24 protein-coding genes are annotated in these 24938 nt (G+C 67.5%); 12 read left to right on the top strand and 12 right to left on the bottom strand.

Translation table 11 applies throughout. The annotated features are described in order from the left end of the window. Positions 1–174: 174 nt before the first annotated feature. Together P0M04_RS24625 and P0M04_RS24620 are read left to right on the top strand one after the other, a co-directional pair. Complete coding sequence (locus P0M04_RS24625) at positions 175–756, top strand: DUF6058 family natural product biosynthesis protein (protein WP_259452158.1); 582 nt, start codon at positions 175–177, stop codon at positions 754–756. Between the two features lie 89 nt (positions 757–845). Continuing rightward, positions 846–1310: a carboxymuconolactone decarboxylase family protein gene (locus tag P0M04_RS24620; RefSeq protein WP_259452157.1), complete on the top strand. Its 465-nt coding sequence runs from the start codon at positions 846–848 to the stop codon at positions 1308–1310. Here P0M04_RS24620 and P0M04_RS24615 read toward each other — a convergent pair whose 3' ends face one another. After that, on the bottom strand, positions 1311–1676 hold the full coding sequence (locus P0M04_RS24615) for a VOC family protein (RefSeq protein WP_259452156.1): 366 nt from the start codon (positions 1674–1676) through the stop codon (positions 1311–1313). A gap of 71 nt (positions 1677–1747) precedes the next feature. Next, on the bottom strand, positions 1748–2605 hold the full coding sequence (locus P0M04_RS24610; protein ID WP_259452155.1) for a hypothetical protein: 858 nt from the start codon (positions 2603–2605) through the stop codon (positions 1748–1750). 102 nt (positions 2606–2707) lie between these two features. On the opposite strand from P0M04_RS24610, the gene P0M04_RS24605 reads away from it, so the two are divergent. After that, entirely contained in the window at positions 2708–3037 is a 330-nt protein-coding gene (locus tag P0M04_RS24605; RefSeq protein WP_259452154.1) for a hypothetical protein, read from the top strand. On the opposite strand, the gene P0M04_RS24600 is transcribed toward P0M04_RS24605, so the two are convergent. The 3 genes from P0M04_RS24600 to P0M04_RS24590 are packed head-to-tail and all read right to left on the bottom strand — an operon-like array spanning position 3034 to position 5127. Continuing rightward, positions 3034–3924 carry an arginase family protein gene (locus P0M04_RS24600; RefSeq protein WP_259452153.1) on the bottom strand — a complete coding sequence of 297 codons (891 nt, stop codon included), beginning with the start codon at positions 3922–3924 and terminating at the stop codon, positions 3034–3036. The two genes, P0M04_RS24605 and P0M04_RS24600, sit on opposite strands and share 4 nt — an antisense overlap. Beyond that, positions 3921–4682: a DUF6597 domain-containing transcriptional factor gene (locus P0M04_RS24595; protein ID WP_259452152.1), complete on the bottom strand. Its 762-nt coding sequence runs from the start codon at positions 4680–4682 to the stop codon at positions 3921–3923. Before P0M04_RS24595 ends, P0M04_RS24600 begins: the two co-directional genes overlap by 4 nt. 7 nt (positions 4683–4689) lie before the next feature. Beyond that, positions 4690–5127, bottom strand: coding sequence for a hypothetical protein (locus P0M04_RS24590; RefSeq protein WP_259452151.1), 438 nt, complete (start codon positions 5125–5127; stop codon positions 4690–4692). Between the two features lie 169 nt (positions 5128–5296). Here P0M04_RS24590 and P0M04_RS24585 point away from each other — a divergent pair, with 169 nt between their 5' ends. Beyond that, positions 5297–5878: a hypothetical protein gene (locus P0M04_RS24585; RefSeq protein ID WP_259452150.1), complete on the top strand. Its 582-nt coding sequence runs from the start codon at positions 5297–5299 to the stop codon at positions 5876–5878. A 4-nt stretch (positions 5879–5882) separates the two neighbouring features. Here the strand turns inward: P0M04_RS24585 and P0M04_RS24580 are convergent, their stop codons facing one another. Both P0M04_RS24580 and P0M04_RS24575 read right to left on the bottom strand, forming a co-directional pair. Further along, entirely contained in the window at positions 5883–6473 is a 591-nt protein-coding gene (locus P0M04_RS24580; RefSeq protein WP_259452149.1) for a protein-S-isoprenylcysteine O-methyltransferase, read from the bottom strand. 110 nt (positions 6474–6583) lie between these two features. Then, positions 6584–8353 carry a glycoside hydrolase family 16 protein gene (locus P0M04_RS24575; protein ID WP_259452148.1) on the bottom strand — a complete coding sequence of 590 codons (1770 nt, stop codon included), beginning with the start codon at positions 8351–8353 and terminating at the stop codon, positions 6584–6586. A 228-nt stretch (positions 8354–8581) separates the two neighbouring features. Here P0M04_RS24575 and P0M04_RS24570 point away from each other — a divergent pair, with 228 nt between their 5' ends. After that, positions 8582–8935: a translation initiation factor Sui1 gene (locus tag P0M04_RS24570; RefSeq protein ID WP_259452147.1), complete on the top strand. Its 354-nt coding sequence runs from the start codon at positions 8582–8584 to the stop codon at positions 8933–8935. Here the strand turns inward: P0M04_RS24570 and P0M04_RS24565 are convergent, their stop codons facing one another. The 3 genes from P0M04_RS24565 to P0M04_RS24555 all read right to left on the bottom strand — a co-directional run bounded on the left by P0M04_RS24565 (position 8936) and on the right by P0M04_RS24555 (position 12729). Continuing rightward, a complete protein-coding gene (locus tag P0M04_RS24565; RefSeq protein WP_259452146.1) occupies positions 8936–11320 on the bottom strand; it encodes a DNA polymerase II in 2385 nt (794 codons plus the stop codon). Continuing rightward, positions 11313–12110, bottom strand: coding sequence for a ferritin-like domain-containing protein (locus P0M04_RS24560; RefSeq protein ID WP_259452145.1), 798 nt, complete (start codon positions 12108–12110; stop codon positions 11313–11315). The genes P0M04_RS24565 and P0M04_RS24560 overlap by 8 nt, the downstream gene beginning before the upstream one ends. 64 nt (positions 12111–12174) lie before the next feature. Next, complete coding sequence (locus P0M04_RS24555; protein ID WP_259452144.1) at positions 12175–12729, bottom strand: hypothetical protein; 555 nt, start codon at positions 12727–12729, stop codon at positions 12175–12177. 273 nt (positions 12730–13002) lie between these two features. Here P0M04_RS24555 and P0M04_RS24550 point away from each other — a divergent pair, with 273 nt between their 5' ends. The 6 genes from P0M04_RS24550 (at position 13003) to P0M04_RS24525 (ending at position 21824) form a co-directional block, all read left to right on the top strand. Continuing rightward, positions 13003–14019, top strand: a complete 1017-nt coding sequence (locus P0M04_RS24550) for a glycoside hydrolase family 53 protein (protein WP_259452143.1) — start codon at positions 13003–13005, stop codon at positions 14017–14019. Between the two features lie 30 nt (positions 14020–14049). Beyond that, the gene (locus tag P0M04_RS24545) at positions 14050–15717 is read left to right on the top strand and encodes a sodium:solute symporter family transporter (RefSeq protein ID WP_281042092.1); all 1668 of its coding nucleotides are present in this window, start codon (positions 14050–14052) and stop codon (positions 15715–15717) included. A gap of 312 nt (positions 15718–16029) precedes the next feature. Further along, positions 16030–18648, top strand: a complete 2619-nt coding sequence (locus tag P0M04_RS24540; RefSeq protein WP_259449167.1) for a TonB-dependent receptor — start codon at positions 16030–16032, stop codon at positions 18646–18648. 8 nt (positions 18649–18656) lie between these two features. Beyond that, positions 18657–21083, top strand: coding sequence for a beta-galactosidase (locus tag P0M04_RS24535; protein WP_259449168.1), 2427 nt, complete (start codon positions 18657–18659; stop codon positions 21081–21083). A 22-nt stretch (positions 21084–21105) separates the two neighbouring features. Next, positions 21106–21351, top strand: coding sequence for a hypothetical protein (locus P0M04_RS24530; RefSeq protein WP_259449169.1), 246 nt, complete (start codon positions 21106–21108; stop codon positions 21349–21351). Beyond that, the gene (locus tag P0M04_RS24525) at positions 21348–21824 is read left to right on the top strand and encodes a hypothetical protein (protein ID WP_259449170.1); all 477 of its coding nucleotides are present in this window, start codon (positions 21348–21350) and stop codon (positions 21822–21824) included. The genes P0M04_RS24530 and P0M04_RS24525 overlap by 4 nt, the downstream gene beginning before the upstream one ends. Here the strand turns inward: P0M04_RS24525 and P0M04_RS24520 are convergent. Next, positions 21793–23385 (bottom strand): rhamnogalacturonidase, encoded by a 1593-nt coding sequence (locus P0M04_RS24520; RefSeq protein ID WP_259449171.1) that lies wholly within the window; start codon positions 23383–23385, stop codon positions 21793–21795. The genes P0M04_RS24525 and P0M04_RS24520 overlap by 32 nt on opposite strands. A gap of 134 nt (positions 23386–23519) precedes the next feature. Between P0M04_RS24520 and P0M04_RS24515 the strand changes: the two genes are divergently transcribed. Further along, a complete protein-coding gene (locus P0M04_RS24515) occupies positions 23520–24107 on the top strand; it encodes a LysE family translocator (protein WP_259449172.1) in 588 nt (195 codons plus the stop codon). A gap of 3 nt (positions 24108–24110) precedes the next feature. Here P0M04_RS24515 and P0M04_RS24510 read toward each other — a convergent pair whose 3' ends face one another. Beyond that, positions 24111–24935, bottom strand: coding sequence for an AraC family transcriptional regulator (locus P0M04_RS24510; RefSeq protein ID WP_259449173.1), 825 nt, complete (start codon positions 24933–24935; stop codon positions 24111–24113). Between the last annotated feature and the right edge of the window lie 3 nt (positions 24936–24938).

Below are 24938 nucleotides of genomic sequence, written 5' to 3'. Positions count from 1 at the left end.
CCAGACGGGAACGGCGCCAACTCCTTGTAATTACAGGGGTTTTTCGTCTTTTAAGGCGCGCAAACCCGGTAATATGCGCCAAAAACGGAATTCTTGCCAGAGGCTTAAAATTTTTCGACGGATGCTTCGGGCGCGGCCGAATCGTCTTGCGCGGCAAATCGCTAGCATCGGTGCATGGAACTCATCGACTATCTGCACACCCACTTCCTCACCCGCGCGCAACTGCTCGCGGCCTGCGCCACGGACGGCGCCCACCTGGATGCCTTCATCGCCGCCGGCACGATGCCCGCACCGTCGTACCGGCTGCAGGTCCGGATCGACTGCGCGTCGTATTTCGGCGAGCACGCGGAAGCGCATGCGCTCGACTGGTATGCGACGGGCTATGTCGAGTGGCTGCGCATGCTGCTGGAGGGAGACCACGATCCTTACGCTCTGTTCGCGGCGCGCTACCGGACGGCGCTGGCTGCCCTGCCCCTGTCCGGCATGGAGGCGACGGACGCGCACCTGCGCAGCGAGTGGCAGCATTTCCTGGCCGGCACGTACGGCCTGTGTACGCGCTCCGGCCTGCCCGAGGACATCGCGGCGAAGGAGCTGGCGATCCACGTCATCCGCATGCTGACGGACGACGGCAGGCCGCTCGTCGCCGAAGAACGCGAACGGCTTGCCCAGGCGCGCGGCCTGCTGGACCGCGCAAGCAGCCTCTTCGCGCCGCACGAACGGGCACGCAGCTCGCGGGTCCGGTACGGTTTGAAATAATTTGCGTGACCTGTCACAAACCCGCGGGCCGTTCCGTCTAATGAATAGAAGGCTGCATTTCGCACCCTGTTCATTCGAAAGGAACCATCATGACGCACGCTGCACGCATCAACCTGTTCACCCTGGCCCCGTCCGCACTGAAGGCCATGGTCAACCTGTCCCAGACCGTCAAGCAGGGCGCGCTGGGCCCGCGCCTCGTGGAACTCGTCAACCTGCGCGTCTCGCAGCAGAACGGCTGCGGCGTCTGCGTGGACATGCACTGGCGCGACCTGATCAAGCAGGGCGCCGACCCGCGCCACCTGAACAGCGTGGCCGCCTGGCGCGAATCGCCGTTCTTCAGCGAACGCGAACGCGCTGCGCTGGCCTGGGCCGACGCCGTCAACGCCCTGCCCCACCGCGACGACACGGATGCCGCCTGGCCCGCATTGCGCGAGCATTTCAGCGAGGCCGAGATCGCGGAGCTGGGCTATACGATCGCCGTGATCCGGGGCTGGAATGCGATCAACCTGTCGCTGCGCAATCCGATCCCCGTCGAGCCGCCGGCCGGCATGTAACTACTTCACGGCGGCGGGGTCGAACAGCGGGTTCTCGATGAGCCCGAGCACGTTGCCGAACGGGTCCTTCAATTCCGCCACCTTGATGCCCTCGCCCACCTCCTGGATCGCCGCATGGACGGTGGCGCCGAGGCCGACGATGCGTTCGACCTCGGCCGCGATATCGTCCACGCCCCAGAACGTCGTCGACCCGGTCGTGCCCGGGGTACCGTCCGGGACAAGGCCCAGCTCGAACCCGCCGACGGCAAAGCCGACATAGAACGGCTGGTCAAAATAGGGCTGGACGCCGAACACGTCGGCGAACCAGGCTTTGGCGCGGCCGAGGTCGGCCACGGGATAAGTCACGGTGCGCAATCCTTTGATCATGGTGTCTCCTGTCGTAAAGGCTCCATGATGCCTGTTTCGCGCGCCCGTGGATTGGAAAAATGGAAAGCGGATCAGAGCAAGGCGTCGATCTGCGCCGTGATCTGCGACTGCAGGCCGACGAGATCGACCGTCGTGCCCTGGCCGTGCGCGACGGCCGTGTAGATGCCGTCGCCGTTCCCGTCGTGGAAGACTTCGTAATACGAGTGATTCCCGCGGGTGATCGTCTCCACGACATAGCCCGCGGCCGCCAGCGCGTACGCGACGGTGGTGCCCAGGTGGACGTCGACCGCCGTGCCGTCCGCCTTCACGCTTTGTGCCGCCGACACCGTGGCACCGTCGAACGTGAAGCGCATGCGTTCGTACGGTTCGACGTCCAGCGCCGTCTGCGCCGTCCCCACCGGCACCACCGTCAGCGTTTCGGAGGCGAGCTTGTACGTTGTCCCGTCCGTCGTCGTGTACCGCAGCGTCGCCAGCGTGTTGCCGCGGATCGCTGTTTCCGTGACGGTGCTGCCTTCCACCGTGAATACGCTGGCGGCCAGGTCGCCGACGGCCACGCTGTGCGCCCAGCCCGAGGTGCCGAACGTCTGCGTCATGGCCGTGACGGCGCCGCCGCTCACCGTGAAGCCGTACGTCGGCGTGGTCGCCGCCGTCGTGTCGAAGCTGCGCACTTCCTGCGTCAGGTGGTACAGGCCCGCGTCGTCCGCGTCCACCGTGTACGTCAGCGTCGCGGTGGCCGTGCCGCGGGTCAGCGTTTCCGTGACGGTGCCCGTGCCCACGGTGAACGTCGCGTCGGCGGGCGGGCCTGCCGCGATCGTCCGGCTGCCGATCACGTGTTCGAGGCCGGTGACCTGGCCGTTGCTGATCGTGAACCTGACGTCGCCGGATGCCAGTTCGTCGGCCAGCCGGCCGGCCGGGGAATGGTCGCGCATATCGAGTCTCCTTACATGTCCGGGAATAGTGCGGAAAGCATAAGGTTCTCGTCTGTAAAATGGCGTTAAGACCGGTCCTCACAAGTGTTACGAGATATTGCGATGCCCACCCAACACCCCGTCACGCCCGACGGCCGCTACTTCGTCGTCGCGGGCCGCCTCTGGCGCACGAGCAACCCCGATCTCGATCCAGGGACGCGGCAGGCGCTCGTCGACGGGCTGATGCGCGCGCGGCGGCAGGTCGGCGTCGCGAAAAAGGCGGGCGATGCACAGGCGGAACGGCGTGCGCGGGATGACGTCGATGCCGCCAAGCGCGCCCTCGGCGAGCGCGGCCCCGTGTGGTGGACGGATGGCGCGCCGGATTACAACCGGCGCATGGTGGCGAACACGCCGTACGCGGACTGGTACGCGGCGCTGCCGGCGGGCGGCTAGCGCAACGGCAGCCGGCCCAGCAGCCCGACGAGCGTGCGCGCATGCCGTCCGTCCGGATCGAGGTCCGGATCAAACACGGTGACCGTCATGCCGACGCAGCGCGCATCGGCCACGAGGCCGGACAGGATCGTCACGAGGTCGTCCGGCGCGATGCCCGGCGCGCCCGGACTGTCAACGGCGGGCATCACGGCTTCGTCCAGCACGTCGACGTCGAGGTGGATCCAGAAGCGCTGCTGCAGCCGTTGCCGGGTGCGTTCCAGCACCGCCTGCGGCCCGATCTCGTTCGCCGTGAACACGTCGATGCGTTCGAAGTCCGTGTCGTTCACGTCGGCCCAGGCGAAGTCGGGGCGCCGGCCATCGCGCTCGCCGATCTGGACGACGTCGCGATCCTGCACGAGCGGGGATGCCACGCCCGGCCAGTCCGTCATCAGCGCCTCCCCGCGGCCCGTGGCCAGCGCGAGGTCCATGCCCGCGACGGCTCCCAGCATGCTGTCGGGGTCGTAGTTGCCCGGGTGGCGGAAGTCGCTGTGACCGTCCACGTGGACGAGCGACAGCGGCCCGCGGCGCCGCGCACCCGCCAGTGCCCCCAGCAGGATCGAACAGTCGCCCCCCACCACGAATGCGAACTCGCCCCGTGCGCCCGCCGCCGCCACGTGGTCGGCCAGCGCGAGGTTGAAGTCGCGCATCGCGAGGCCGTTGCGCAGCCGCGTGCCGGGATCGGGACCGGGCTTCCAGGACGGCCGCGGCATGACGACGGGCGCGCCGGCTTGCAGGCGTTCGAGCAGTCCCGCCTCGAACAGCGCGGCGGGCGCGCGCCACGTGCCCGGTTCATGGCCGGGGCGCAGCGGGCGGAGTCCGAGGTTCGACGGGGCGGCGATGACGATCATGGCGCGGTATGCAGAAAGGATTCCGGGGTCGCGTCCGCGAACTGGCGGAACGCGTGGATGAGATGCGACTGGTCGTAGTAGCCGCAGTCGCCGGCGAGGCGCGCCCAGTCGACGGCGGCATCCCGGCCGCGCAGCGCCGCATGCGCGCGGCGGAAGCGGCACACCATCGCGAACGTCTTTGCGGGGAGGCCCACGCGTTCGCGGAACAGCGTCGCGAGGTGCTGGCGCGTGACGCCCAGCCCGTCCGCAAGGGCTTCGACGCGCACGCCCCCGCCGCTCGCCTCGAGCCGCAGGACGGCCGCCCTCGCGAGCGCATCCGCCCGCGCCGGCGCGCGCGCATGCAGACGCGCGAGCAAGGCCTGTTCGACGATGGCAAGCCGCTGTGCCGTCGGGCGCTCGCGCTCCCACAATGCCGCCGCCAGCGCTTCCGCGTCGGCGCGCGGCCACAGGTCGGCCAGGGCCGGGTGGCCGTCCTGCAGTTCGGTCAAGGGCACGTCGACGAAGGCGCGCGCGGCGCCCGGCAGGAAGCGCACCGCCACCGTCAGGACCGGCTGCGCCAACTCGACATGGTGCGGGCGCGACATCATGCCGGCCACCTTGCCGAGCGGCGAGACATCTTGCCACAGGATGTCGATGCAGTTGTCGGGCAGCACGCGCGTGCGCACGGGCACACCGTTCGGGACGGCGCGGCTGGTCCACAGGCAGGCCACGTGGCCGGCCAGCGCGGGATGCGGCGGGAATTCGCGGTACAGGTGCATGGTGGCGTCAGTATAGCGCCGGCCTGCGCGCGGCTTTCACGCCGAGCGCGAAGCCGATGCCCGCCAGGCCCCACAGGATTGACGCGACGACCTCGAACGTGTTGCGCAACTCGGGGTGGGTCACGGCCAGCGGCGGCAGGAGCAGCGCGCGCACGAGGCAGATCGCGGCCATCGTCGCGAGGCCTGTGCGCAGCAGCGGCGGACGGCGCACCGCGCCCAGCGCCGCGCAGGCATACCAGGCGCACGTCGCCATCAGCAGTGCGATGACGAGCGCCCCCACGGGCGCGGGCCAGGTGCCGGCGCGCGCGGACTCCACCACGCTCGGCGGGGCGCCGAAGTACGCGTACCACGCGGGGCCGGCCGGAATGGCCGCCACGTGGATGAGCGCCCCGACGGCCGCGATGGCGGCGGCAAGCTGGATCCACGGCCTGGATGATGTCGTCATGCATGTCTCCGATGTCGATCCGTGATGGTGCCACGACCGCCGCAGCCAAAGTGCGCGCATTCTCACGGGAACCCTATCAGAATGGACAGGAAGGCCGGGCTGGCTTGTTCCGTATTGACGCCTATACTGAGTTGATTCGTCTTCAGCGACCCACCCCAGGAGACACAGCATGAACGCAGCCCACCGTATCTGCCTTGCATTCGCCCTCGCCGCCGCCAGCGCGGCCCCGTACGCTGCGGGACCCGGCCAGGACAGCGACATGGACGCCGCCTCGGCATTGAGCGACACGAACAGCCGCGCCATGCGCGGCCGCGAAATCGTCCCGCCCGGCGTCATCCTGAACCTGAAGGGCAAGCAGAGGAATCTCGTGTGGCAAGGCAGCTACATCGTCAACACGACGGGCTGCATCGACTGCCACACGCACCCGACCTATTCGCCCGGCGGCGATCCGTTCCAGGGCCAGCCCGAGCGCGTCAACGCGGAGCAGTACATGTCCGGCGGGCGCCAGTTCGGCCCCTTCACGGCGCCGAACCTCACGCCGGACAACGCGGGCCGCCCGGCCGGCCTCACGCGCGACGAATTCGTGCAGACGCTGCGCACGGGCCACAACCCGCACGACCCGGCCGGCCAGATCCTGCAGGTGATGCCGTGGCCTGCCGTCGGCAAGATGACGACGCGGGACCTCTACGCCATCTACGAGTACCTGCGCGCGATCCCGTCGCTGCCCGACAATCCGCATCCGGGGCCGTGACGCTCTACTGTCTGAAAAAAGGAAGCAGGCGATGGGTCCGCGCCTTGTAGTCGGCATAGGCTTCCCCAAAATGATCGAGCATCATGTCTTCCTCATGCTCGATCCGCGAGGCATACAGGATGCTGAATGCGAGCAGGAAAGCCGGTCCCACGACGGCGTTCCCGATCAACAGCAGTTGCGCGCCGGCGATAAGGAACAGCGCCGTGTACATCGGATGGCGTATGCGGGTGTAGATGCCTTCGGCGACCAGGTGGTGCGCTTCCTTGAGCTCGAGCGTCGGCGAAAACTGGCGGCCCAGGGCGCGGTGCGATTTCCAGAACAGGAACAACCCGAGCACCGCGAGTGCGGTGCCGGTGCCGCCCACGCCGGGCCTGACCGCGTAGTCGGCGAAATCGAACCATGGCGTGAAGAGGTAGAGCAAGGGCAGCGTCGTGGATCCCGTGAGCACCAGCAGGAGGCAGAACTTCTCGAACACCCCCGCGCGCGATTCGACGGCCCTGATTCGCTTGTTCCTGACCTCGATCGGCGCGCGGATGACGACACAGAGTGCGAACATCGCGAGGAAGACGACGTCGAACATGTCGGCATGATGCATGGCCACTCCCTATTGTTGAATTGGACCTCCGCCGGATAGTAACATCGTATTTACAGAAATGCACGACCCGGAACGGATACCCCTTCCGGGCCGCATCGTCACTGCATCGCTTACTGCATCGTATATGTCTGCTGGGCCGTGTCGACGGCAAAGTTGCGCGCCGCGTCCCAGTACGTGAAGCTGTAGCGCACGACGTCGCCGATCTTCAGGCCGCCCGCGCTGTACGTGTTGGTCGTGCCGTCCAGGCGCATGCGCACGTTCTGCTGGGTGCCGTTGTTCACGGTGTAGTGGACGTCGGCCCAGCTGCCGGTCGTCGTCGTGAACTGCAGCGTCGTCGCGGACGTCTGCGTCACATATGTCGGGCCGGACGGCGGCGGCGTGGTCGTCGTGCCCGAATCCCACACGATGTCGTCGATCGCGAACTGGAACGCCGACGCCGGCAGTTTATTGGCGTCGCTCGAGATCATGAAGATGTCGAGCAGCGACTGCAGCGCCACCTTCGGCCCGATCAGCGTCGACACCGGAATGCTGGCCTGCGCCCAGTCGCCGTTGCGCACCAGGCCATACGCCGTCGTATTCGCCGGGAAGTTCACCCAGTTCTGGTTCGTGTACGTGTCGCCCACGCCGATGTTGAACGAGACGTTGGCCGGGATCTTGATGCGGAACTTCATGGTGCCGTTGCGGTAGTTCGTCAGGTCGCGGGCCTGGCGCGCCTGCACGCCGCCGCCGAACCATTGGCCCGGCGCCGTGTAGGCCCAGGCGATGACGTTGCTGCCCTCGTAAGCCGGCGTATTGCCCGCGCCGGACGACGCGCCGTTCCACAGGAAGATGTCGGAACTCGTGCCGGCCACCAGCTTGTTGTTCACGGGCGTGTTGTCCGTGAAGACGCCGAATTTGCCTGCCACTTCCGGGACCGTCTGGTTGCCCAGCTTGACGCTGCCCTTGCCGTCGAGCTGGTACACGCGGACATAGTCGACGTACATGGTGCCGGGCAGCGGCGCCGTCACCTGGCCGGGCGTGGCCGCGTCGGTGAAATTGCCGCCGACGGCGAGGTTCAGCAGCAGGTAGAACGGGGCCTGCAGTGCCGTCGAATTCACGGGCAGCGGCGCGTCGTACATATTGCGCTCGACGCCGTTGTCGACGGTCGTGAAGCGCATTTCGCTCTCCGTCCAGTACAGGCGGTACGTGACGAAACGGTTCGCGAGCGACGTCGTGGGCACGTACCAGTTCTTCGTCTGCCACGCCGTGGACGCGGCGCAGCTTTCGTTACCCGGCACGCACGCGGCCTGTTGCCACGTGATGACGTTCGAGCCGACGAAGTTGTTGGCCGATGGGGACCCGGCCGCCGCGCGCACGGACGCCTTGTGGCCCATCTCCATGATGTCGATCTCGCCGTTGCGCGGCCACGTCTGCGGGCTCGTGCCCAGCATCCACGCGGCCGGCCACAGGCCGGTCGCGATGTTCGGGGTGCTCATGCGGATCTCGATCATCCCGTACTGCACCTGCACCTTGTTGTGCGTGTCGATCTTCCCGGACGTGAACACGTTGCTGCCCACCGTCTGGTTCTGCGCGCGGATCGCGAGCGCGCGCGTGCCCGGCTCGAACGGCACGTCGGCAATCGAGACGTTGTTCGGGCTGTAGTATTCCAGTTCCTGGTTGCCGTAGCCGCACAGGTTGATCTGGCAGCCGTTGCCGTCGGTGGCGGTCCAGCGCGACGCGTCCAGGCTCGGTCCATTGAATTCCTCGGACCACAGCAGCTGGCCGATGGCCGGGCTGGTGACGCTGGCCCCGGCCTGCGCCGCGCACGCCAGCAGCACGCCGGCGGCAGCGGCGCGGAAAGGTTTCCATTGCGAGTGAGATTTCTCGTTATGTTGGTTCACTTCGACTCCTCTGTTTCACTTCGACGGATATGCGACCGCCCTTGCGGACGGGCGCGCTGTGCCGGCCTGGCGTGCCGGTCTTGTTGGATCCTGCGGAAACTGGATTTGGAAACCTTTCCAAAGGTGAGCGAGAATATAGCCGCGTTTACGGTCAACGTCAAATCGAATCGTGCGTGATGACACATCCGGCTGGTAAACTCGTGGGATAACCATCATTCACCACACACCATGAAGCATTCGAACGGAGGGCTCGTCTACTCCACCGAGAGCGGCCGCATGTGCCCCGGCTGCAGGCAGCCCGTCGCGGCGTGCACGTGCAAAGCCGCCGCCGCGCCCGTCGGCGACGGCAACGTGCGCGTCTCGCGCCAGACGAAGGGCCGGGGCGGCAAGGCGGTCACGCTGGTCAAGGGACTGGCGCTCGACGCCGCCGCCCTCGCCGTCCTGGGCAAAACCCTGCGCACCGCGTGCGGTTCCGGCGGGACCGTGAAGGATGGGGTGATCGAGGTCCAGGGTGACCACTGCGACCGCATCATGGACGAGCTGACCAGGCTGGGGCACCGGCCGAAGCGCGCCGGCGGCTGACTAGAACAGCGCGCCCTGCGGGCTGGTGAGCCTCGTAAAACTGTCGTCCAGGAACGGCAGGATGCCGTCCGCGATGGGTTCCAGCTGCTTCGTCAGGTAGTGCTCGTAATCGATGGGCGTACGGCTGGTGTCCAGCGTCTCCAGCGGTTCCGGTCCCGCCGTCGTCATCACGTAGCGGATCCAGCCGCCGTTGCGGTATTGCGCGGGCCGGCCCTGGCGCACGTGGAATTCGTCGGCCGCGCGTGCCGCGCGCACGTGCGGCGGCACGTTGCGCTCATACTCCACCAGCGGCCGGCGCAGGCGCTTGCGGTACACGAGCTGCTCATCCAGTTCGCCGCGCAGCGTACGCGCCACGTAATCGCGCACATAGTCCTCGTACGGCTCGCCGCGGAACACGCGGCCGTACAGCTCCTGCTGGAACGCCTGCGCCAGCGGCGTCCAGTCCGTGCGTACCGTCTCCAGGCCCTTGAACACCAGGTCGTCGCTGCCGTCCTTGCGCCGCACGAGGCCCGCGTAGCGCTTCTTGCTGCCCTCCTCCGAGCCGCGCACGGTGGGCATCAGGAAGCGGCGGAAGTGGGTTTCGTATTCGAGTTCGAGCGCGCTCTCGAGCTTGAGCTCTTCCTGAAGATGCTCGCGCCACCACGCGTTCACGTGATCGACGAGCGCGCGGCCGATGCGTCCGGCCTCGTCGTCCGCATGCGCGCGCCCGAGCCAGACGAACGTCGAATCCGTGTCGCCGTAGATCACCTGGTAGCCCTGCGCCTCGATCAGCTCGCGCGTACGGTGCATGATCTCGTGGCCGCGCATGGTGATGGACGACGCCAGGCGCGAGTCGAAGAACCGGCACGCCGTCGTGCCCAGCACGCCGTACATCGAGTTCATGATGATCTTCAAAGCCTGCGACAGCGGCGCGTTGCGCTCGCGCTTGGCGGCATCGCGGCCCTGCCATACGCGCGTGACGATGCCGGGCAGGCAGTGCTGCGTGCGCGAAAAACGCGCGCCCCGGAAGCCCGGCACCGTGTCTTCTTCCGGCTCTTCGAGACCCGCGACGAGACCCACCGGATCGATCAGGAACGTGCGGATGATCGACGGGTACAGGCTTTTATAGTCCAGCACGAGGACGGAGTCATACAGGCCGGAGCGCGAATCCATCACGAACCCGCCGGGGCTGTCCGCGCCGGGCACGTCGCCGATGTTCGGCGCCACGCGTCCCAGCCGGTGCATCAGCGGGATGTACGCGTGTTCGAACGCGGCGACGGAACCGCCGCTGCGGTCGGCCGCAAGACCGGTCACGCTCGCGCGCTCCAGCAGGAAGGTCATCAGCTCCGACTTCGCGAAGATGCGAGTGACGAGCACGCAGTCCTGCAGGTTGTACGTCGCGAGCGCCGGCTTGTCCTCGGCGAACATGCGGTCGATTTCGGCCATGCGGTCGTACGGATTGTCGATAGCCTTGCCCTCGCCCAGCAGGCTTTGCGCCACGTGCTCCAGCGAGAACGAGGGAAAACTCCACGTGGCCCCGCGCAGCGCCTCGATGCCGTCGATGACGAGGCGCCCCGCGATGCCGGCGAAGTAATGCTCCTGCCGGCCGCCGTGTTCGCGCCATTCGATCGCGCTGCCGTCGCGGCCCAGGCGCAGCGGGCGCTGCATCTGCTGCGCATGCTGCTGCAGCACGCGCAGGTCGAACTGGACGACGTTCCAGCCGATGATCGCGTCCGGGTCGAACCGCCGGATCCAGTCTTCCAGCCGGTCGAGCAGGTCGCGCCGCGTGTCGACCACCTCGTAGTCGAAATCGAGGCCGGACGCATCGCCGTTCGCCGGGCCGAGCATGTACACCTGGCGCTGGCCGCAGCCTTCCAGCGCGATCGAGCGCAACTCCCCCTGCATCGTCGTCTCGATGTCCAGCGAGACGGTCGACAGCGCCGGGCGATAGTCCTGCGCGGGCGTCAGGCGGGCGTCGACGAGAAGCTGCGGGTCGTGCGGAGCGGGCGTGCCTGTGAACGTGACGGGCGCCATGATGAAGCGCTCCATCAGATAGCGTTCGGGCGGCCGGTTATCGGCCTCGTAGACGTCGATGCCGTGCTCGCGCAGCCGCTTTTCCAGCCGCAGCAGGTGGCGGTATTGCGTGCAGTACAAACCCAGCACGGGGCGGTGGCGGAAGTCGCACAGCGACAGTTCGCGCAGTTCCGCGCCCCGTTCGCGCGCCAGCAGCAGCCGCGCCGTCTCGCCCTGCTCCGCCGGGATGAACGCGACGGCCGGCTGCGGCGCGAGGCGCACGCGCCGTGGCCCATCCGGCGTCGCGAGCCAGAACTCGACTTCGACGCCGGCATCCGTATCGCGCCAGTGGCGGGTCAGCAGGAAGCCCTGCGTGTCCATGGTGTCAGGCATCCGCAAGGCGGGCCAGTTCCGCTTCCGTAAAGCCGGCCTGGCGCCGCGCCTCCACGTTGAAGGGCCCCTTCAGCACGGGCGCCTTGTACTGTACCGTCAGCGCGTCGTACGTGGCGACCGGTTCCAGGCCGCGCTGGACGCATAAATAAAAATACCAGCGGTTGCCGATTTCGACGTGGCCCACCTCGTCGCGCAGCAGCACGTCGAGGATGCGCGCGGCAGCTTCGTCGCCAGCCTGCGCCAGCTTGGCGCGCAGCGGCGGAATCGCATCCAGGCCGCGCGCCTCCATCGTGCGCGGCACGAGGGCCATGCGCGCGAGGACGTCGCCGCTCGTCTTGGCGACCATCTCCCACAGGCTGTCGTGGCCGGGAAAATCGCCATAGGCCCAGCCCAGCGTGCGCAGGTGCGCCGCCAGCAGGGTGAAATGATGGGCTTCCTCGGCCGCGACGCGCAGCCAGTCCGTGTAGTAGGCGTCCGGCATGTCCGGAAAGCGCCAGATGGCGTCCAGCGCGAGGTTGACGGCATTGAACTCGATGTGCGCCAGCGCGTGGACGAGCATCGCGCGGCCTTCGTCCGTCGCCATCGAGCGGCGGCCGACGAGGCGCGGCGGCACGAGTTCCGGCCGCGCGGGACGGCCGGGGATGGCCGCGTCGTCCACTTGCAGGACAGCCGCGCTGTCGAGCGTCGCGGCGCCGCGACGACTGGCGTCGGCCAGCGCGGCCACGCCCGCCGTCTTGGCGACGGCATCCGTCTCGATCAGTAATTCCAGCGCGCGGTCGCGAAGCGCCATCGTGGTCCTCTGCGGCAAAAGGCGGCAGTTTACCATTTCGGCGCCCCGCGGCGCGAGACCGCCCCTACTGTTGCTGCTGCTGGACCGGCACCGTGCTGCCTTGCGGCGGCTGGGTCGGCGCCTGGGTGTCCGACGGGTCCACGCGCGGCGGCGGCAGGCCGCCCGCCTGGCCGGTGCTCGGCGGGATCGCGTCGTCCTTGCCGCTGACGGTGCCCGCGCCGGAACCGGTCGCGCCCGTGCTGGAGCTGCCGTAGGCGGTGCTGCCTGCCGACTGGTCAGGCGTCGCGGGAGCCGGCGTCGTGGAGACGACGCGTTCCGTCACCTCGCCGCGCGGTGCCTGCGCCAGCAGTTGCGGGGCATGGGCCATGTCGCGCTGATAGACCAGGCGCGCTTCCTTCAGGCAGGCGGCCCGGTTCGCGGACGACTTCTTCTTGCATGCTGTCTGCTGCTCGGCATACGCCGCATTGATTTCCTTCTTCAGCGTGGCCATGCGCTGGGCTTTCGTCTTGTCGCCCTGCGTCCACCGCGCCGGATCTTTTGCCGCCATCGCGGGCGAGCCGGCCGCGCACAGCGCGCACGCCAGCGCGACACCGCGCAGGATACATGTTGCTTTGCTCATCTCGACCTCCTGATTCCAATTAGGCGACGCCGCCGGCGTCAGCCGGAATCCCGCCGGAATCGACGGGCACGAGGCCAGTATAGTACGAGAGCGCTGATGACCTGCGTTCCTTTCCCCTTGTCAAATAAACACTGGATGTTTCATAGGAAACATTGGCGCCATACGAATTTTTCATAGGTGACGCGAAAAATGGATGGGGTCGGCATGGCATTTCCTGCCTAGAATCCCGGTTTGCTGCCGGATTGATAATAACGATAACGACTACGGAGATCGATGAAGCACACCTTTTCCGCCCTTGCGGCCGCATTTGCGCTCGGTTCTTTGCTGGGGTTTCCCTTCGCCCATGCGGCGGACGTGACCTTCGCCAAGGGCGCCGACGTCGGCTGGGTCAGCGAAATGGAGGCATCCGGACGGGTGTTCCGCAACCGCGACGGCAAGACCGACGACCTGTACGCCATCCTGAAACAACAGGGCATGGACGCCATCCGCCTGCGCGCGTGGGTAAACCCGCAGGATGGCTGGAACGGCACCGCTGACCTCGTCGCGAAAGCGAAACGCGCGAAAGCCGCCGGCATGCGCGTCATGATCGACTTCCACTACAGCGATTCGTGGGCCGATCCGCAGCAGCAGACGAAACCGAAGGCCTGGGCCAACTACACCGTGCCGCAGCTGGCGACCGCCGTCGCCGACCATACGCGAGCCGTGCTGACCGCGCTGCGCGATGCGGGCGTCACGCCGACGTGGGTCCAGGTCGGGAACGAGACCCGCACCGGCCTGCTGTGGCCCGAGGGCGACGCGACGAAACACATGGACAACTACGCGCGCTTCGTCGACAGCGGTTACGGCGCAGTCAAGCAGGTGTTCCCGGACGCGATCGTGATCGTCCACGTCGACAACTGCCATGACAACGCCACGTTCCGCTGGAACTTCGACGGCCTGAAGGCACACGGCGCGCGCTTCGACATGATCGGCGTGTCGTCGTACCCGACCACCGCGAAGAACCTGACCTGGCAAGCCGCCACCGCCGCCTGCCTCGCCAACCTGAACGACATGGTGCACCGCTACGGCAAGCCGGTCATCCTGTCCGAAGTCGGCGTGCCCTGGGACCACCCGGACGGCAAGGCGGTCATCGCCGACCTGATCGCCAAAGCGCGCGCCGTCGATGGCGGCCTGGCGCGCGGCGTGTTTTATTGGGAGCCCGAGGCCTACGACTGGAAGGGCTATCCGATGGGCGCCTTTGACCGCGGCGGCAAGCCGACCGCGATCATGGACGCCTTCCTGGAGCGCTGAAAACGCGCGAATCACAACCGAGACCAACCTATGAATCTGATTTCCCGCCTCGACGCCATCGTCTTCCTGTTCTACTTCGTCGTGGTCGCAGGCTACGGCCTGTGGGTCTACCGCCGCAAGAAGAGCGCGAACACCTCCGCCTCGCACGACTACTTCCTGGCCGAAGGCTCCCTCACCTGGTGGGCCATCGGCGCGTCGCTGATCGCATCGAACATCTCCGCCGAGCAGTTCATCGGCATGAGCGGGTCGGGCTTCCGCATCGGCATGGCCATCGCCGTGTACGAACTGATGGCCGCCGCCACGCTCGTCATCGTCGCCGTGTTCTTCATGCCGGTCTACCTGAAGAACCACATCTACACGATGCCCCAGTTCCTCGAGCAGCGCTACGGCAAGGCCGTCGCCACGACGATGGCGCTGTTCTGGCTCGGCCTGTACGTCGTCGTCAACCTGACCTCGATCCTGTACCTGGGCGCGTTGGCCATCGGCAGCGTCACCGGCATCGGCGTGCTGCCCTGTATGCTGTTCCTCGCCGTCTTCGCCGCCATCATCACGCTGGGCGGCATGAAGGTCATCGGCTACACCGACGTCATCCAGGTCACCTGCCTCGTCATCGGCGGCCTCGTGACCACGTGGCTGGCGCTGGACCTCGTCGCGAAACTCGGCAACGGCCACGGCGCGCTGCAAGGCTTCTCCACGCTGTACGCCTCGACCCGCGACCACTTCCAGATGGTGCTGGGCCGCGACAACCCGAACTACATGGACCTGCCGGGCCTGTCGACCTTGATCGGCGGCATGTGGATCGTGAACCTGAACTACTGGGGCTGCAACCAGTACATCACGCAGCGCGCGCTGGGTGCCGACCTGCCGACCGCCCGCAAAGGCCTGCTGTTCGCCGCATTCCTGAAACTGCTGATGCCGATCATCGTCGTCATGCCGGGTATCGCCGCGTTCGCGCTGGACCGTTCCGGCGTGCTGGGCGACGCGATGCGCGTCGGCGGCGAGCTGAATCCGGACCGCGCCTACCCCACCCTGCTGGCACTGCTGCCGTCGGGCCTGAAGGGCATCGCGTTCGCCGCGCTGACCGCGGCCGTCGTCGCGTCGCTGGCCGGCAAGGCCAATTCGATCGCCACGATCTTCACCCTCGACATCTACCAGAAGCGCCTGCATCCGGACGTCACCGAGAAGAAGATGGTGTGGATCGGTCGCGTGACCGTCGTCGTGTCGATGCTGCTGGCCGTCGTGATCGCCCCGCTGATGGGCATCGACAAGAAGGGCGGCTTCCAGTACATCCAGGAATACACGGGCTTCGTCTCGCCGGGCATCCTGGCCATGTTCCTGCTGGGCTTCTTCTGGAAGAAGACGACGTCCAGCGCCGCCATGTTCGCGACCGTCGGTGGCCTGGTCTTCTCGATCATCCTGAAGTTCCTGCCGACGATGATGGACCTGTCCTTCCTCGCGCCGATCGGTTTCGCCCATGACAATGGCTCCGGCGTGTACGAGATCCCGTTCCTGGACCGCATGTTCATCGTGTTCTGGCTGGTCGTCGCCGGCATGGTCCTGCTCAGCACCGTGTTCGCCCGCGGCAAGGTCAAGGCGCTGATCGTCGACACCAAGCTGTTCAAGGTCGACGGCGCGTTTGCGCTGGGCTCGGCCGTCATCTGCGTGGTGCTCGCGACCATCTACGGCATGTGGTGGTGATGCGCTCATAGACCGTCGTCCCTGCGCAGGCAGGGACCCAATCTTGCGTGCGCTTCGACTGCGCCGGCAGAACTTGGGTCCCCGCCTGCGCGGGGACGACGTTTCGCGGCAATGGAAAGGCAGCCTGCGGGCTGCTTTTTTTATTATTTTTACCAGGGTATATGAACTTCGTATATACGCTGGTGAAAAACACAATGGTTGTACTCCTTGCAAGGCGACAGAATGCCGATCAGTCGCTTGATTGGTTCGCTCGACGCACCAACAAAGTCGACCACAACACATAAGTCTAAACGACAAAAGCAAGGAGATTACATGCAGCAGAAAACCCTGAGCGTACTCGTACGCTCGCTCTTCCCATTGTTGGCCCTCCCCGCCGTCCCCGCCCTCGCCCAGCAAGCCGCGCCGTCCGAACCCGCCGCCGGCGGCGACACCAGCGTGCAGCAGGTCGTCGTGTCCGGCATCCGTGCGTCCGTGCGCAGCGCGCTCTCCGTCAAGGAAAACTCCAACAGCATGGTCGAAGTCGTCGCCTCCGAAGACATCGGCAAACTCCCGGACACCACCATCGCCGAATCGCTGGCGCGGCTGCCGGGCCTCGCCGCCGGTCTCGATCGCGGCAACGCGAGCCAGATCGTCGCGCGCGGCATGGGCGAGCGCTTCATCGGCGCCACGCTGAACGGCCGCGAACTTGCGTCGTCCGAGCCGAACCGCGCCGTGCGCTTCGAGCAGTTCCCGTCCGAGTCGCTGTCCGGCGCCATCGTCTACAAAACGCAGAACGCCGACCTCGTCGAAGGCGGCGTCGCGACGACCATCGACCTGCAGACCGTGCAGCCGCTGAAGTACAACGGCCGCCAGGCGTCGCTGAAGGCCGACGCGCTGTACTACCCGCTTGCGAAGGACGTCGACGCGCAGACCGTGCGCCCGCGCCTGGGCGGCATCTGGATCGACCAGTTCGCGAACAAGACCATCGGCGCAGCCGTGGCGTTCAGCTACCAGAAGCAGCCGTCGATCGAGGAACGCAAGAACCACTGGGGCTTCAATGAGGACCACTCCGCCGACCTGAATGGCGACGGCAAGGTCGACAAGACGCCGTGGGGCTTCGAGGATGAGCTCAAGAGCGGCACCAACGAACGCAGCAGCGTACTGGGCAAGCTCGAATGGAAGGCCAGCCCGGACGCCATGATCACGGCCGACCTGTACTTCGCCCGCAACAAGATCCGCGAGCCGAGCGTGCAGCACTGGACCGGCGACGTCGGCAACTGGGACGGCTGGCAGACCGGGAATTACTCGAACGTCGACATCCGCAACGGCTACGTCGTGGGCGCGACCGTCAAGGACGTGAGCCTGACCACGCACAGCACTCGCTGGATCCAGAACATGGACAACTTCGCCGGCGGCCTGAACGGCAAGTTCAACGTGGGCGACTGGAAGGTCGAAGCGGACGTCGCGACCTCGCGCGCGAGCCGCGCCAGCCAGTGGGCCGACGTGCGCAACACCACCGCGAAGAACGGCACGCTGTCGTGGGCCTTCATCGGCGACGAGCAGCAATCGTATTCGTACAGCCAGGACACCGGCAACCTCGCGACGTTCGGCGCGCCGCAGCTGTATATCGACAACGACGGCCACGTGCACGACCGCCTCGACTCGGCCCAGCTGAGCGGCGCGCTGCCGCTGGACCTGGGTCCGGTCAGCCGCATCAAGATCGGCGCGCGCTTCGCCGACCGCGAGAAGTCCTACCGCCAGACCACGTGGAACATCTCGCCCACGAACGCAGCTATCCCGGCATCCGCGTACACGACCATCAACGTGCCGGGCTACTTCCCCGCGCTGATGCTGAACGATTTCGAAGGTACCGTGACCTCCACGTTCGGCGCGGGCGCACTGGATGCGAGCGGCCGCACGCCGACCGCGAACGACCTGCTGGCCGGCTGGCGCGTCAAGGAACGCACGAGCGCCCTGTATGCGCAGGCGGACCTGGACGGGGAGATGTTCGGCCTGAAGTACCGCGGCAATGCGGGCGTGCGCGTCCTGCACACCAGCCAGACGGGCGAAGGCATGGAATCCGTGAACGGTGCGGCACCGACCGCGGTGTCCGGCGGCGCCTCGTACACGAAGGCCCTGCCCAGCATGAACCTGATCTTCAACCTCGACGAGGAACAGAAGCACCAGGTGCGCTTCTCGCTGGCCCGCGCCATGTCGCGCGCGCCGATGGACGAGATGCGCGCATCGCGCCAGATCTCGATGGACACGACGCCCGGCTCGCAGCAGCCGCTGACGGGCAGCGCGGGTAACCCGGGCCTGCTGCCGATGATGGCCAACCAGGCCGACCTCGCGTACCAATGGTACTTCGACAAGGGCTCGCTGTTCTCGGCCGCGCTGTTCTACAAGCAGATCGGCAGCTACATCGGCATCACCACTGACACGACGACGATCGGCAACCGCCAGGCGGTCATCACCCGTTCCATCAACGGCGAAGGCGGCTACGTGCGCGGCCTGGAACTGGTGTACCAGCATGCGTTCACGCACCTGCCGGCACCGTTCGACGGCCTGGGCGTCGCCGCGAACTGGTCGTACAACGAGAGCGACATCCACGAGTACACCAATAACTTCCCGATGGAAGGCCTGATGCGCAACAACGGCGGCGTCACGCTCTGGTACGAGAAGAACGGCTTCGAGGCCCGCGTTTCCGCCAACTACCACAGCCCGTTCGTGCGCATGCCCCGCTGGACGGCCGGCTACATGGCGGAAAACGGCGAGGAGACCTACGTCACCGCGAACGTCTCGTACTACCTGACGCCGCAGCTGCAGCTGCGCGTGGGCCTGGACAACATCACGAACCAGAAGGTCGTCTACACGCAGAACGCGAACGCGTACATGCAAAACGTGATGGAATACGGCCGCCGCTACAACGTGGGCCTCTCGTACAAGTTCTGATGATGACGATGACCCGAACCACGCTGCTCCGCACCGCCCTGCTGCTGGCCTTCGCCGGCCCCGCCGTGGCGGGCGCGGAACAACTCCTCACCGTCGACGCCACGGCACCGGCGCCCGACCCGCACACCGGCTATATCAAGCTGGGCACGGCAACGGCGCCCGGCGGCCATGCGCTCGGCATCAACAACCAGTACCTCACGCGCGACGGGAAGCCATGGCTGCCCGTGATGGGCGAGTTCCACTATACGCGCAGCCCGGCCGCCAGCTGGGACGCGGAACTCGCCAAGATGAAATCGGCCGGCATCGACATCGTCGCCAGCTACATCATCTGGAACCACCACGAAGCGACCGAGGGTAAATTCGACTGGTCCGGCAACCGCGACCTGCGCCGCTTCGTCCAGCTCGCACACAAGCACGGCCTGGACGTCGTCGTCCGCGTCGGTCCGTGGTCGCACGCGGAGGTGCGCTACGGCGGTTTCCCGGACTGGGTGGTCGACGCCATGCCCACGCGCGGCAACGATCCGACTTACCTCCGTTACGTGGAGCGCTACTACCGCGAGATCGGACGCCAGCTGGACGGCCTGCTGTACAAGCAGGGCGGCCCGGTCATCGGCGCCCAGATCGAGAACGAGTACAACCTGGGGGGCCCGGGCCGCGGCGCGGACCACATCCGCACGCTGAAGGGTCTTGCAGTGAAGGCGGGCATCGACGTACCCTACTACACCGTCACGGGCTGGGACCAGACCTTGTACCCGTCGGGCGAAGTCACCCCGGTGTTCGGCGGCTATCCGGACGAGCCGTGGGCGACGAGCACCAAGGAACTGCCGCCGAAGGAGACGTATGCCTTCCGCTTCGACACACGCGTGAGCGGCGACCTCGGTGCGCAGACCCGCGCGAGCCAGCAGGGCACGGCCGAGACGGACATGGAGAAGACCCCGTTCCTCGGCGCCGAATACGGCGCGGGCCTGCCCGCGATGTACCGCCGCCGCACGCTGGTCTCCGCCGACGACATCGCGTCGATGCTGCCCGTGCAGCTGGGCTCCGGCGTCAACCTGATGGGGTACTACATGTTCCACGGCGGGCGCAATCCCGTCGCCGGCACCACGCTGGAGGAAAGCACGAAGTCAGGCGGCTACAACGACGTTCCCGCGATCAACTACGACTTCAACGCGCCGCTGGGCCCGGACGGCCAGCAGCGCGACGTGCTGGCCAGCCTGCGCCCGTTCCACTGGTTCCTGCACGACTTCGGCGCGCGCCTCGCGCCGATGACGGTGCGTAAGCCGGACGTGGTGCCGAAAGATCCGGCCGACCTGGGCCCGGCCCGCTGGTCCGTGCGCAGCCGCGGCGATGCAGCCTTCCTGTTCTACGATGGCCACATCCGCCAGTACCCGACGCCTGCGCGCGAACAGGTCCGTTTCGCCATCAAGCTGCCCGGCGCGACGGTGACGCTGCCGCGCAAGCCCGTCGACCTGCCGGCAGGCGCGTACTTCGCCTGGCCCGTCAACTTCGACATGGGCGGCCAGCGCCTGACGTACGCGACGGCGCAGCCGCTCGCGAAACTGGACGGCGGCACGTGGGTGTTCGCGGCGCAGGACGGCGTTCCCGTCGAATTCGCGTTCGGTGAGAAAGCCCGCGGCTGTGTGCAGATCCAGCGCGCGCACGTCGACGAGGGTGCCGACGCGGTCGTCGTGGACGGCATCCAGCCCGGCCTCGATGCGGCGTTCACGGTGCGCTGCCCGGGCGCGAAGCCGCTCACGGTGCTCGTGCTATCGCAAACGCAGGCGCGCCAGGCGGCGATCGGCACGTTCCAGGGCCAGCGCCGGCTCGTGCTCAGCGAGGCGCAGGCGTACTTCGACGGCGGGCGTCTCGTGCTGCGCAGCGCGGGCCAGCCCCACGTGCGCGCGGCCGTGTACCCGGCCACCACGCTGAAGAGCGCCGGCCGGGACGGCCTGTTCCAGGTGTTCGACACGACGCTGCCGGCCCGCAACGTCGCGGTCGCGGTGAAGCCGTTGCGCGACGCCCAGCCGGCGCGCCCGGTCCGCATCGGCGGTAACGCCAACGCGGCCGTGCAGCCGGATCCGGAAGCCTTCGGCACCTCGGCCGCGTGGCTGCTGGACGTGGCGGCGGCGAGCAAGTCGAAGGACGTGGACAGCCTGCTGCTCGACATCGACTTCACCGGCGACGTTGCCCGGCTGTTCGACGGCACGCGCATGGTCGACGACTGGTACTACAACGGCCAGCGCTGGCAATTCGATCTGGGTAATTTGGCTACCAAACGCCAAGGTCCGCTCACGCTGACCGTGCTGCCGCTGCGCGCCGATGCACCGATCTACCTGCCGCGCGAGCACCGGCCCGACTTCGGCGGCAAGCCGCAGGTGGCCGAGCTGAAGGCGGTGAAGGTGGTGCCGGTCTACCGCGTGGAGATCGGCAAGTAGACAAAACCCCCACCGGTGGGGCATGACCGTCCATGGCGCGAGTGTCAATATGCGCGCCATGGACACGTCACACACCGAATTCCTCCCGCGGCGCGGCGCAATGCTCGATACGGTCGAGCAATACGTCGTCAGCGCCGCACGGTACCTGCTCGAGCAGCAGCTGGGCTTCGTCCCGGCGTGGGCGGTGCTCGGGGACTACCTCGGCAGCGTTGGCGTGCGCGTCATTGCAACCCTGGCCCGTGCCGCTACTTCCCGAGGAGAACCATGATCTTTCACGCATCCATCCCCGCGCGCGATCCCGAGCGCGTCGCCGCCGTCATTGCCGAGATCTGGGGCGGCCAGTCGTTCCGCTTCCCGCCCTGGCCCGGCGCCTGGGTCGCGATGGCCGGCGACGTGCGCGGTTCGATGGTCGAGGTCTATCCGCACACGATGCCGATGGCGCCGGGGAACGGCGCCGAGATGGCACGGCCGCACCCGGACGCGGCACCGCGCCCGTACGCCTGCTTCCACCTGGCGATCGCGACCGAGCGCTCCGTCGAGGAGATCCTCGCGATCGGCAGGCGCGAAGGCTGGCGCGCCGTGCCGTGCTCGCGCGGCGGCGTGTTCGACGTCGTCGAGCTGTGGCTCGAGAATGGCCTGATGTTCGAAGTGCTGACGCCCGAGATGCAGCACGATTACCGCAAGGGTGTCAACCTGGACATGTGGCGCATCACGCGGGAGGAAGAGCCCGTCCCGGCCTGACGCGGCGGATCGCGGGCACGCCGGCCGCGCATCCCAGCCGCACGTGATCGAAGCGGTCGCCCGCCACGTCGTCCAGCACGACGGGCGGCCGCGCGTCCGGCGCCGCCGTGCGCAGGTCGACGTGATGCACCTCGACGTTGCGCGCATGGCGCACGTACAGACCGTAGGCCGGCGTCACGCCGAACATGCTGGGTTCCGGATAATGGTCCGGCTGCTCGGGCGGCACGCGCCGTGCGTCGGCTGCGGTACCCCCGCCCCCGTGCACGATCGTGATATTCGACAGCCGCACGTCCTCGACGGGCGCCTCCGGCAGCCCTGCCACGATGGATGCGTACGGCGCATTCGCCTGCGACACGACCACGTTGCTGATGTTCACCCGGCGGATCGCGCCGACGCGTGTGCCCGCCGGCGCGCGCATGCGGCGCCCCAGGCGGATGAACAGCGGGGACGTCGTCAGGTCGCGCATGGCGAGGTTGTCGACCGTGATGTCCTCGATGACGGCGCCGTCCACGCTTTCGATGGCCAGGCCGCGGCAATGCTCGAACACGCAGTTGGCGATGACGATGTTGCGAAAGCCCCCGTTCGATTCCGTGCCCAGCTTGATGCGGCCGCACACGCCCTCCTCGTCCGGCGCTTTCAGTTGCGTCTTCTGGTACGTCCCGTCCAGCAGCGTACCGAGGTCGAAGCCGGAGACCTGGCACCCCGTGATCGTCACGTGCTCCGTGAAATGCGCGCGGCCCAGTGCGTAGGAACTCTTCAGGCAGATCGCGTCGTCGTTGGGCGTATTGACCGCGCAATCGCTGATCCGCACGTTGCGGCAGCAATCGATGTCGAAGCCGTCGCGCTCGGTGTCGACGGTGACGTTCGCGATCGTCAGGTTGTCGACGCCCGTCGCCAGCACGGCGAAGTGGCCGCACTTGAGCATCGAAACATCGCGCAACAGCACGTTGCGGCAGTTCTTCAGGGCGATCGCCTTGTTGCCCTTGCCGTCCATCTCCGCGCCGAACACCGTGCCTGCACGCGCTCGCTCGCCCATCGGGTCCTTGCCACCGAGCGAGGACGGCATGTCGCCTGCTTTCATCGGCCGGTTGGCGCCCGGTCCCGAGCGCGTCAGGCCGCGGCCCCAGATGCGGCCCGGCCCCAGGATCGCCACGTCCTCCAGGTTCTCACCCCAGATCAGCGAGTTGTGCCAGTGGCTGTGGCCGAAATCCTGCCAGGCATCGTGCGGGTTGGGCTCGGCCGCGTCATAACGTCCCTTGCCGTCGGCCGGATCGGCCGCGACGATCACACTGCCGGCGTCCAGATGCAACGTCACGCGGCTTTGCAGCCGTATCGAAAAGCTGAGGTAGCGGCCGGCCGGGAAGCGCACGGTGCCGCCGCCGGCGGCGCCGGCCGCGGCGATGGCCGCGTTGATGGCGTCCGTATCCAGGGTCGTGCCGTCGCCGCGGGCGCCGAACGCACGCACGTCGAAGTCCGCGGCCAGCGCGGGGGCGCACACGGTTGCGCAGGCGGCGCCAAGCCCCTGCAAGAGTCGGCGCCGGGTCGTGTCGAAGGAAGTCATCGCATCACCATAGCACCGCCACGCCGCGCCGAACGCGCAAGTTGCTGAGCAATTGGTTGGGTCATTTTCTTCAATACCGGCCCGCACGCCGCCGCTATCGTCTGCCGCATCCCTCAACCCGAAAGGAAACGCAGATGAGCATGTTCGCTTCGATGGCCGCTTTCGCCCTCGCCACCTCGATCTCTCCCGGCCCCGTCAACGTCGTCGCCCTGGGCAGCGGCGCCCGCCACGGTTTTACCGCCAGCCTCGCCCACGTCACGGGCGCCACCGCCGGCTTCTGCCTGCTGCTCGTGCTGGCGGGTCTCGGGCTGCACGAAGTGGTCGCCGCATGGCCGCAGGTCACAAGCGTCGTGCGCTGGGCCGGCGTCGTCTTCCTGCTCTACATGGCCTGGAAGCTGGCCGCCGATGCAGGCGAGCTGGATGCCGGCGAGGCCGCGGCGCGCCCGACGATGCTGCAGGGCGCCGCCCTGCAGTGGCTCAGTCCCAAGGCATGGCTGGCCGCGCTGGCGGGCATGGGCACGTATGCCTCCGGCGGCGACGCGGCCGCCGTCTGGCTGTTCGCGGCGATCTACTTCGTCGTGTGCTGGCTGTCGATTGCCGCGTGGGCGTGGGCCGGCAGCCGTTTGCAGGTCTACCTGCGCACGCCGCGCCGGGTGCGCGTGTTCAATCGCACGATGGCCGGCATGCTCGTGGCGAGCGTGGTCTGGCTGGCCGCAGTGTGACCGTCAGTCGCGGTATTGCTTGGGCGTGGCGGCCGTCATCCGCTTGAACACCCGCTGGAAATGGGCCTGGTCGGCAAAACCCGTGTCGACCGCCACCTCGGCGATCGGCGCGCCGGCGCGCAGCCTCGCCTTGGCGTACTGGATGCGCCGGTTCGTCTGGTATTCGTGCGGCGCGACGCCGTAGCGCTTCTTGAAGGCGCGGATCAGGTAGGAGCCGGACAGGTTCGCCGCATCGCACAGGTCCTGCAGCGGCAAGGCGTCCGCGAAATGGGCGTCGATGTGGTGCGCGACGCGTTCCACCTTGGGCGCGACGGCATCCGGCACCGATCCGGGCGCGAGCTCGCCGTCCAGGCGCGCGACGAAATCCACGACCGCGGCCTCGCGTTCGGCAGCGCTGCGATCCGACGCCGCCAGCACGGCGAACAGCCGGACGCCCGCCTCCACCAGGTGCGGCGCGCGCAACGCGGCCTGTGCGTACGGGCGGAACACCGGATCCGCCAGGCCGCGCACGCGCGCCTGGACTCGGCCCAGCCACGCGGGGTCGAAGTAGAACATCACGTACGACCACGGCGCGTCGTCGACCGGATTGCAGCCGTGGACGTCGCCCGGATTGATCACGACGACGGCGCCCTGCTCCACCACTTCCGCATGCGCGCCGTTGACATAGGTGCTGCGGCCGCCCGTGATGACGCCGACGGAATACGTCTCGTGCCAGTGCCGCCCGTAGTGCAGGTCGCGTCCGTCCGTGACGTGGCGCGCTTCGACGAAGGGCAAGGCGGGGTCGCGCCAGAAGACCTGGGCGGCGTGATGGCGGTCGGGACGGGTCATGAT

The sequence above is a fragment of the Telluria mixta genome, assembly GCF_029223865.1.
Classification (GTDB): domain Bacteria; phylum Pseudomonadota; class Gammaproteobacteria; order Burkholderiales; family Burkholderiaceae_D; genus Telluria; species Telluria mixta.
The sequence above is the reverse complement of the archived record's forward strand: the minus strand, read 5'-3'. Positions and strand labels throughout refer to the sequence as shown.

Bases quoted from the DNA above. Each gene is read 5' to 3' on its own strand.
- P0M04_RS24515 (WP_259449172.1), top strand. From the start codon at position 23,520: ATGAGCATGTTCGCTTCGATGGCCGCTTTCGCCCTCGCCACCTCGATC.
- P0M04_RS24545 (WP_281042092.1), top strand. From the start codon at position 14,050: ATGAATCTGATTTCCCGCCTCGACGCCATCGTCTTCCTGTTCTACTTC.
- P0M04_RS24590 (WP_259452151.1), bottom strand. From the start codon at position 5,127: ATGACGACATCATCCAGGCCGTGGATCCAGCTTGCCGCCGCCATCGCG.
- P0M04_RS24530 (WP_259449169.1), top strand. From the start codon at position 21,106: ATGACCGTCCATGGCGCGAGTGTCAATATGCGCGCCATGGACACGTCA.
- P0M04_RS24535 (WP_259449168.1), top strand. From the start codon at position 18,657: ATGACCCGAACCACGCTGCTCCGCACCGCCCTGCTGCTGGCCTTCGCC.
- P0M04_RS24550 (WP_259452143.1), top strand. From the start codon at position 13,003: ATGAAGCACACCTTTTCCGCCCTTGCGGCCGCATTTGCGCTCGGTTCT.
- P0M04_RS24520 (WP_259449171.1), bottom strand. From the start codon at position 23,385: ATGACTTCCTTCGACACGACCCGGCGCCGACTCTTGCAGGGGCTTGGC.
- P0M04_RS24615 (WP_259452156.1), bottom strand. From the start codon at position 1,676: ATGATCAAAGGATTGCGCACCGTGACTTATCCCGTGGCCGACCTCGGC.
- P0M04_RS24600 (WP_259452153.1), bottom strand. From the start codon at position 3,924: ATGATCGTCATCGCCGCCCCGTCGAACCTCGGACTCCGCCCGCTGCGC.
- P0M04_RS24595 (WP_259452152.1), bottom strand. From the start codon at position 4,682: ATGCACCTGTACCGCGAATTCCCGCCGCATCCCGCGCTGGCCGGCCAC.
- P0M04_RS24610 (WP_259452155.1), bottom strand. From the start codon at position 2,605: ATGCGCGACCATTCCCCGGCCGGCCGGCTGGCCGACGAACTGGCATCC.
- P0M04_RS24570 (WP_259452147.1), top strand. From the start codon at position 8,582: ATGAAGCATTCGAACGGAGGGCTCGTCTACTCCACCGAGAGCGGCCGC.
- P0M04_RS24560 (WP_259452145.1), bottom strand. From the start codon at position 12,110: ATGGCGCTTCGCGACCGCGCGCTGGAATTACTGATCGAGACGGATGCC.
- P0M04_RS24620 (WP_259452157.1), top strand. From the start codon at position 846: ATGACGCACGCTGCACGCATCAACCTGTTCACCCTGGCCCCGTCCGCA.
- P0M04_RS24540 (WP_259449167.1), top strand. From the start codon at position 16,030: ATGCAGCAGAAAACCCTGAGCGTACTCGTACGCTCGCTCTTCCCATTG.
- P0M04_RS24555 (WP_259452144.1), bottom strand. From the start codon at position 12,729: ATGAGCAAAGCAACATGTATCCTGCGCGGTGTCGCGCTGGCGTGCGCG.
- P0M04_RS24565 (WP_259452146.1), bottom strand. From the start codon at position 11,320: ATGCCTGACACCATGGACACGCAGGGCTTCCTGCTGACCCGCCACTGG.
- P0M04_RS24510 (WP_259449173.1), bottom strand. From the start codon at position 24,935: ATGACCCGTCCCGACCGCCATCACGCCGCCCAGGTCTTCTGGCGCGAC.
- P0M04_RS24625 (WP_259452158.1), top strand. From the start codon at position 175: ATGGAACTCATCGACTATCTGCACACCCACTTCCTCACCCGCGCGCAA.
- P0M04_RS24585 (WP_259452150.1), top strand. From the start codon at position 5,297: ATGAACGCAGCCCACCGTATCTGCCTTGCATTCGCCCTCGCCGCCGCC.
- P0M04_RS24605 (WP_259452154.1), top strand. From the start codon at position 2,708: ATGCCCACCCAACACCCCGTCACGCCCGACGGCCGCTACTTCGTCGTC.
- P0M04_RS24525 (WP_259449170.1), top strand. From the start codon at position 21,348: ATGATCTTTCACGCATCCATCCCCGCGCGCGATCCCGAGCGCGTCGCC.
- P0M04_RS24580 (WP_259452149.1), bottom strand. From the start codon at position 6,473: ATGCATCATGCCGACATGTTCGACGTCGTCTTCCTCGCGATGTTCGCA.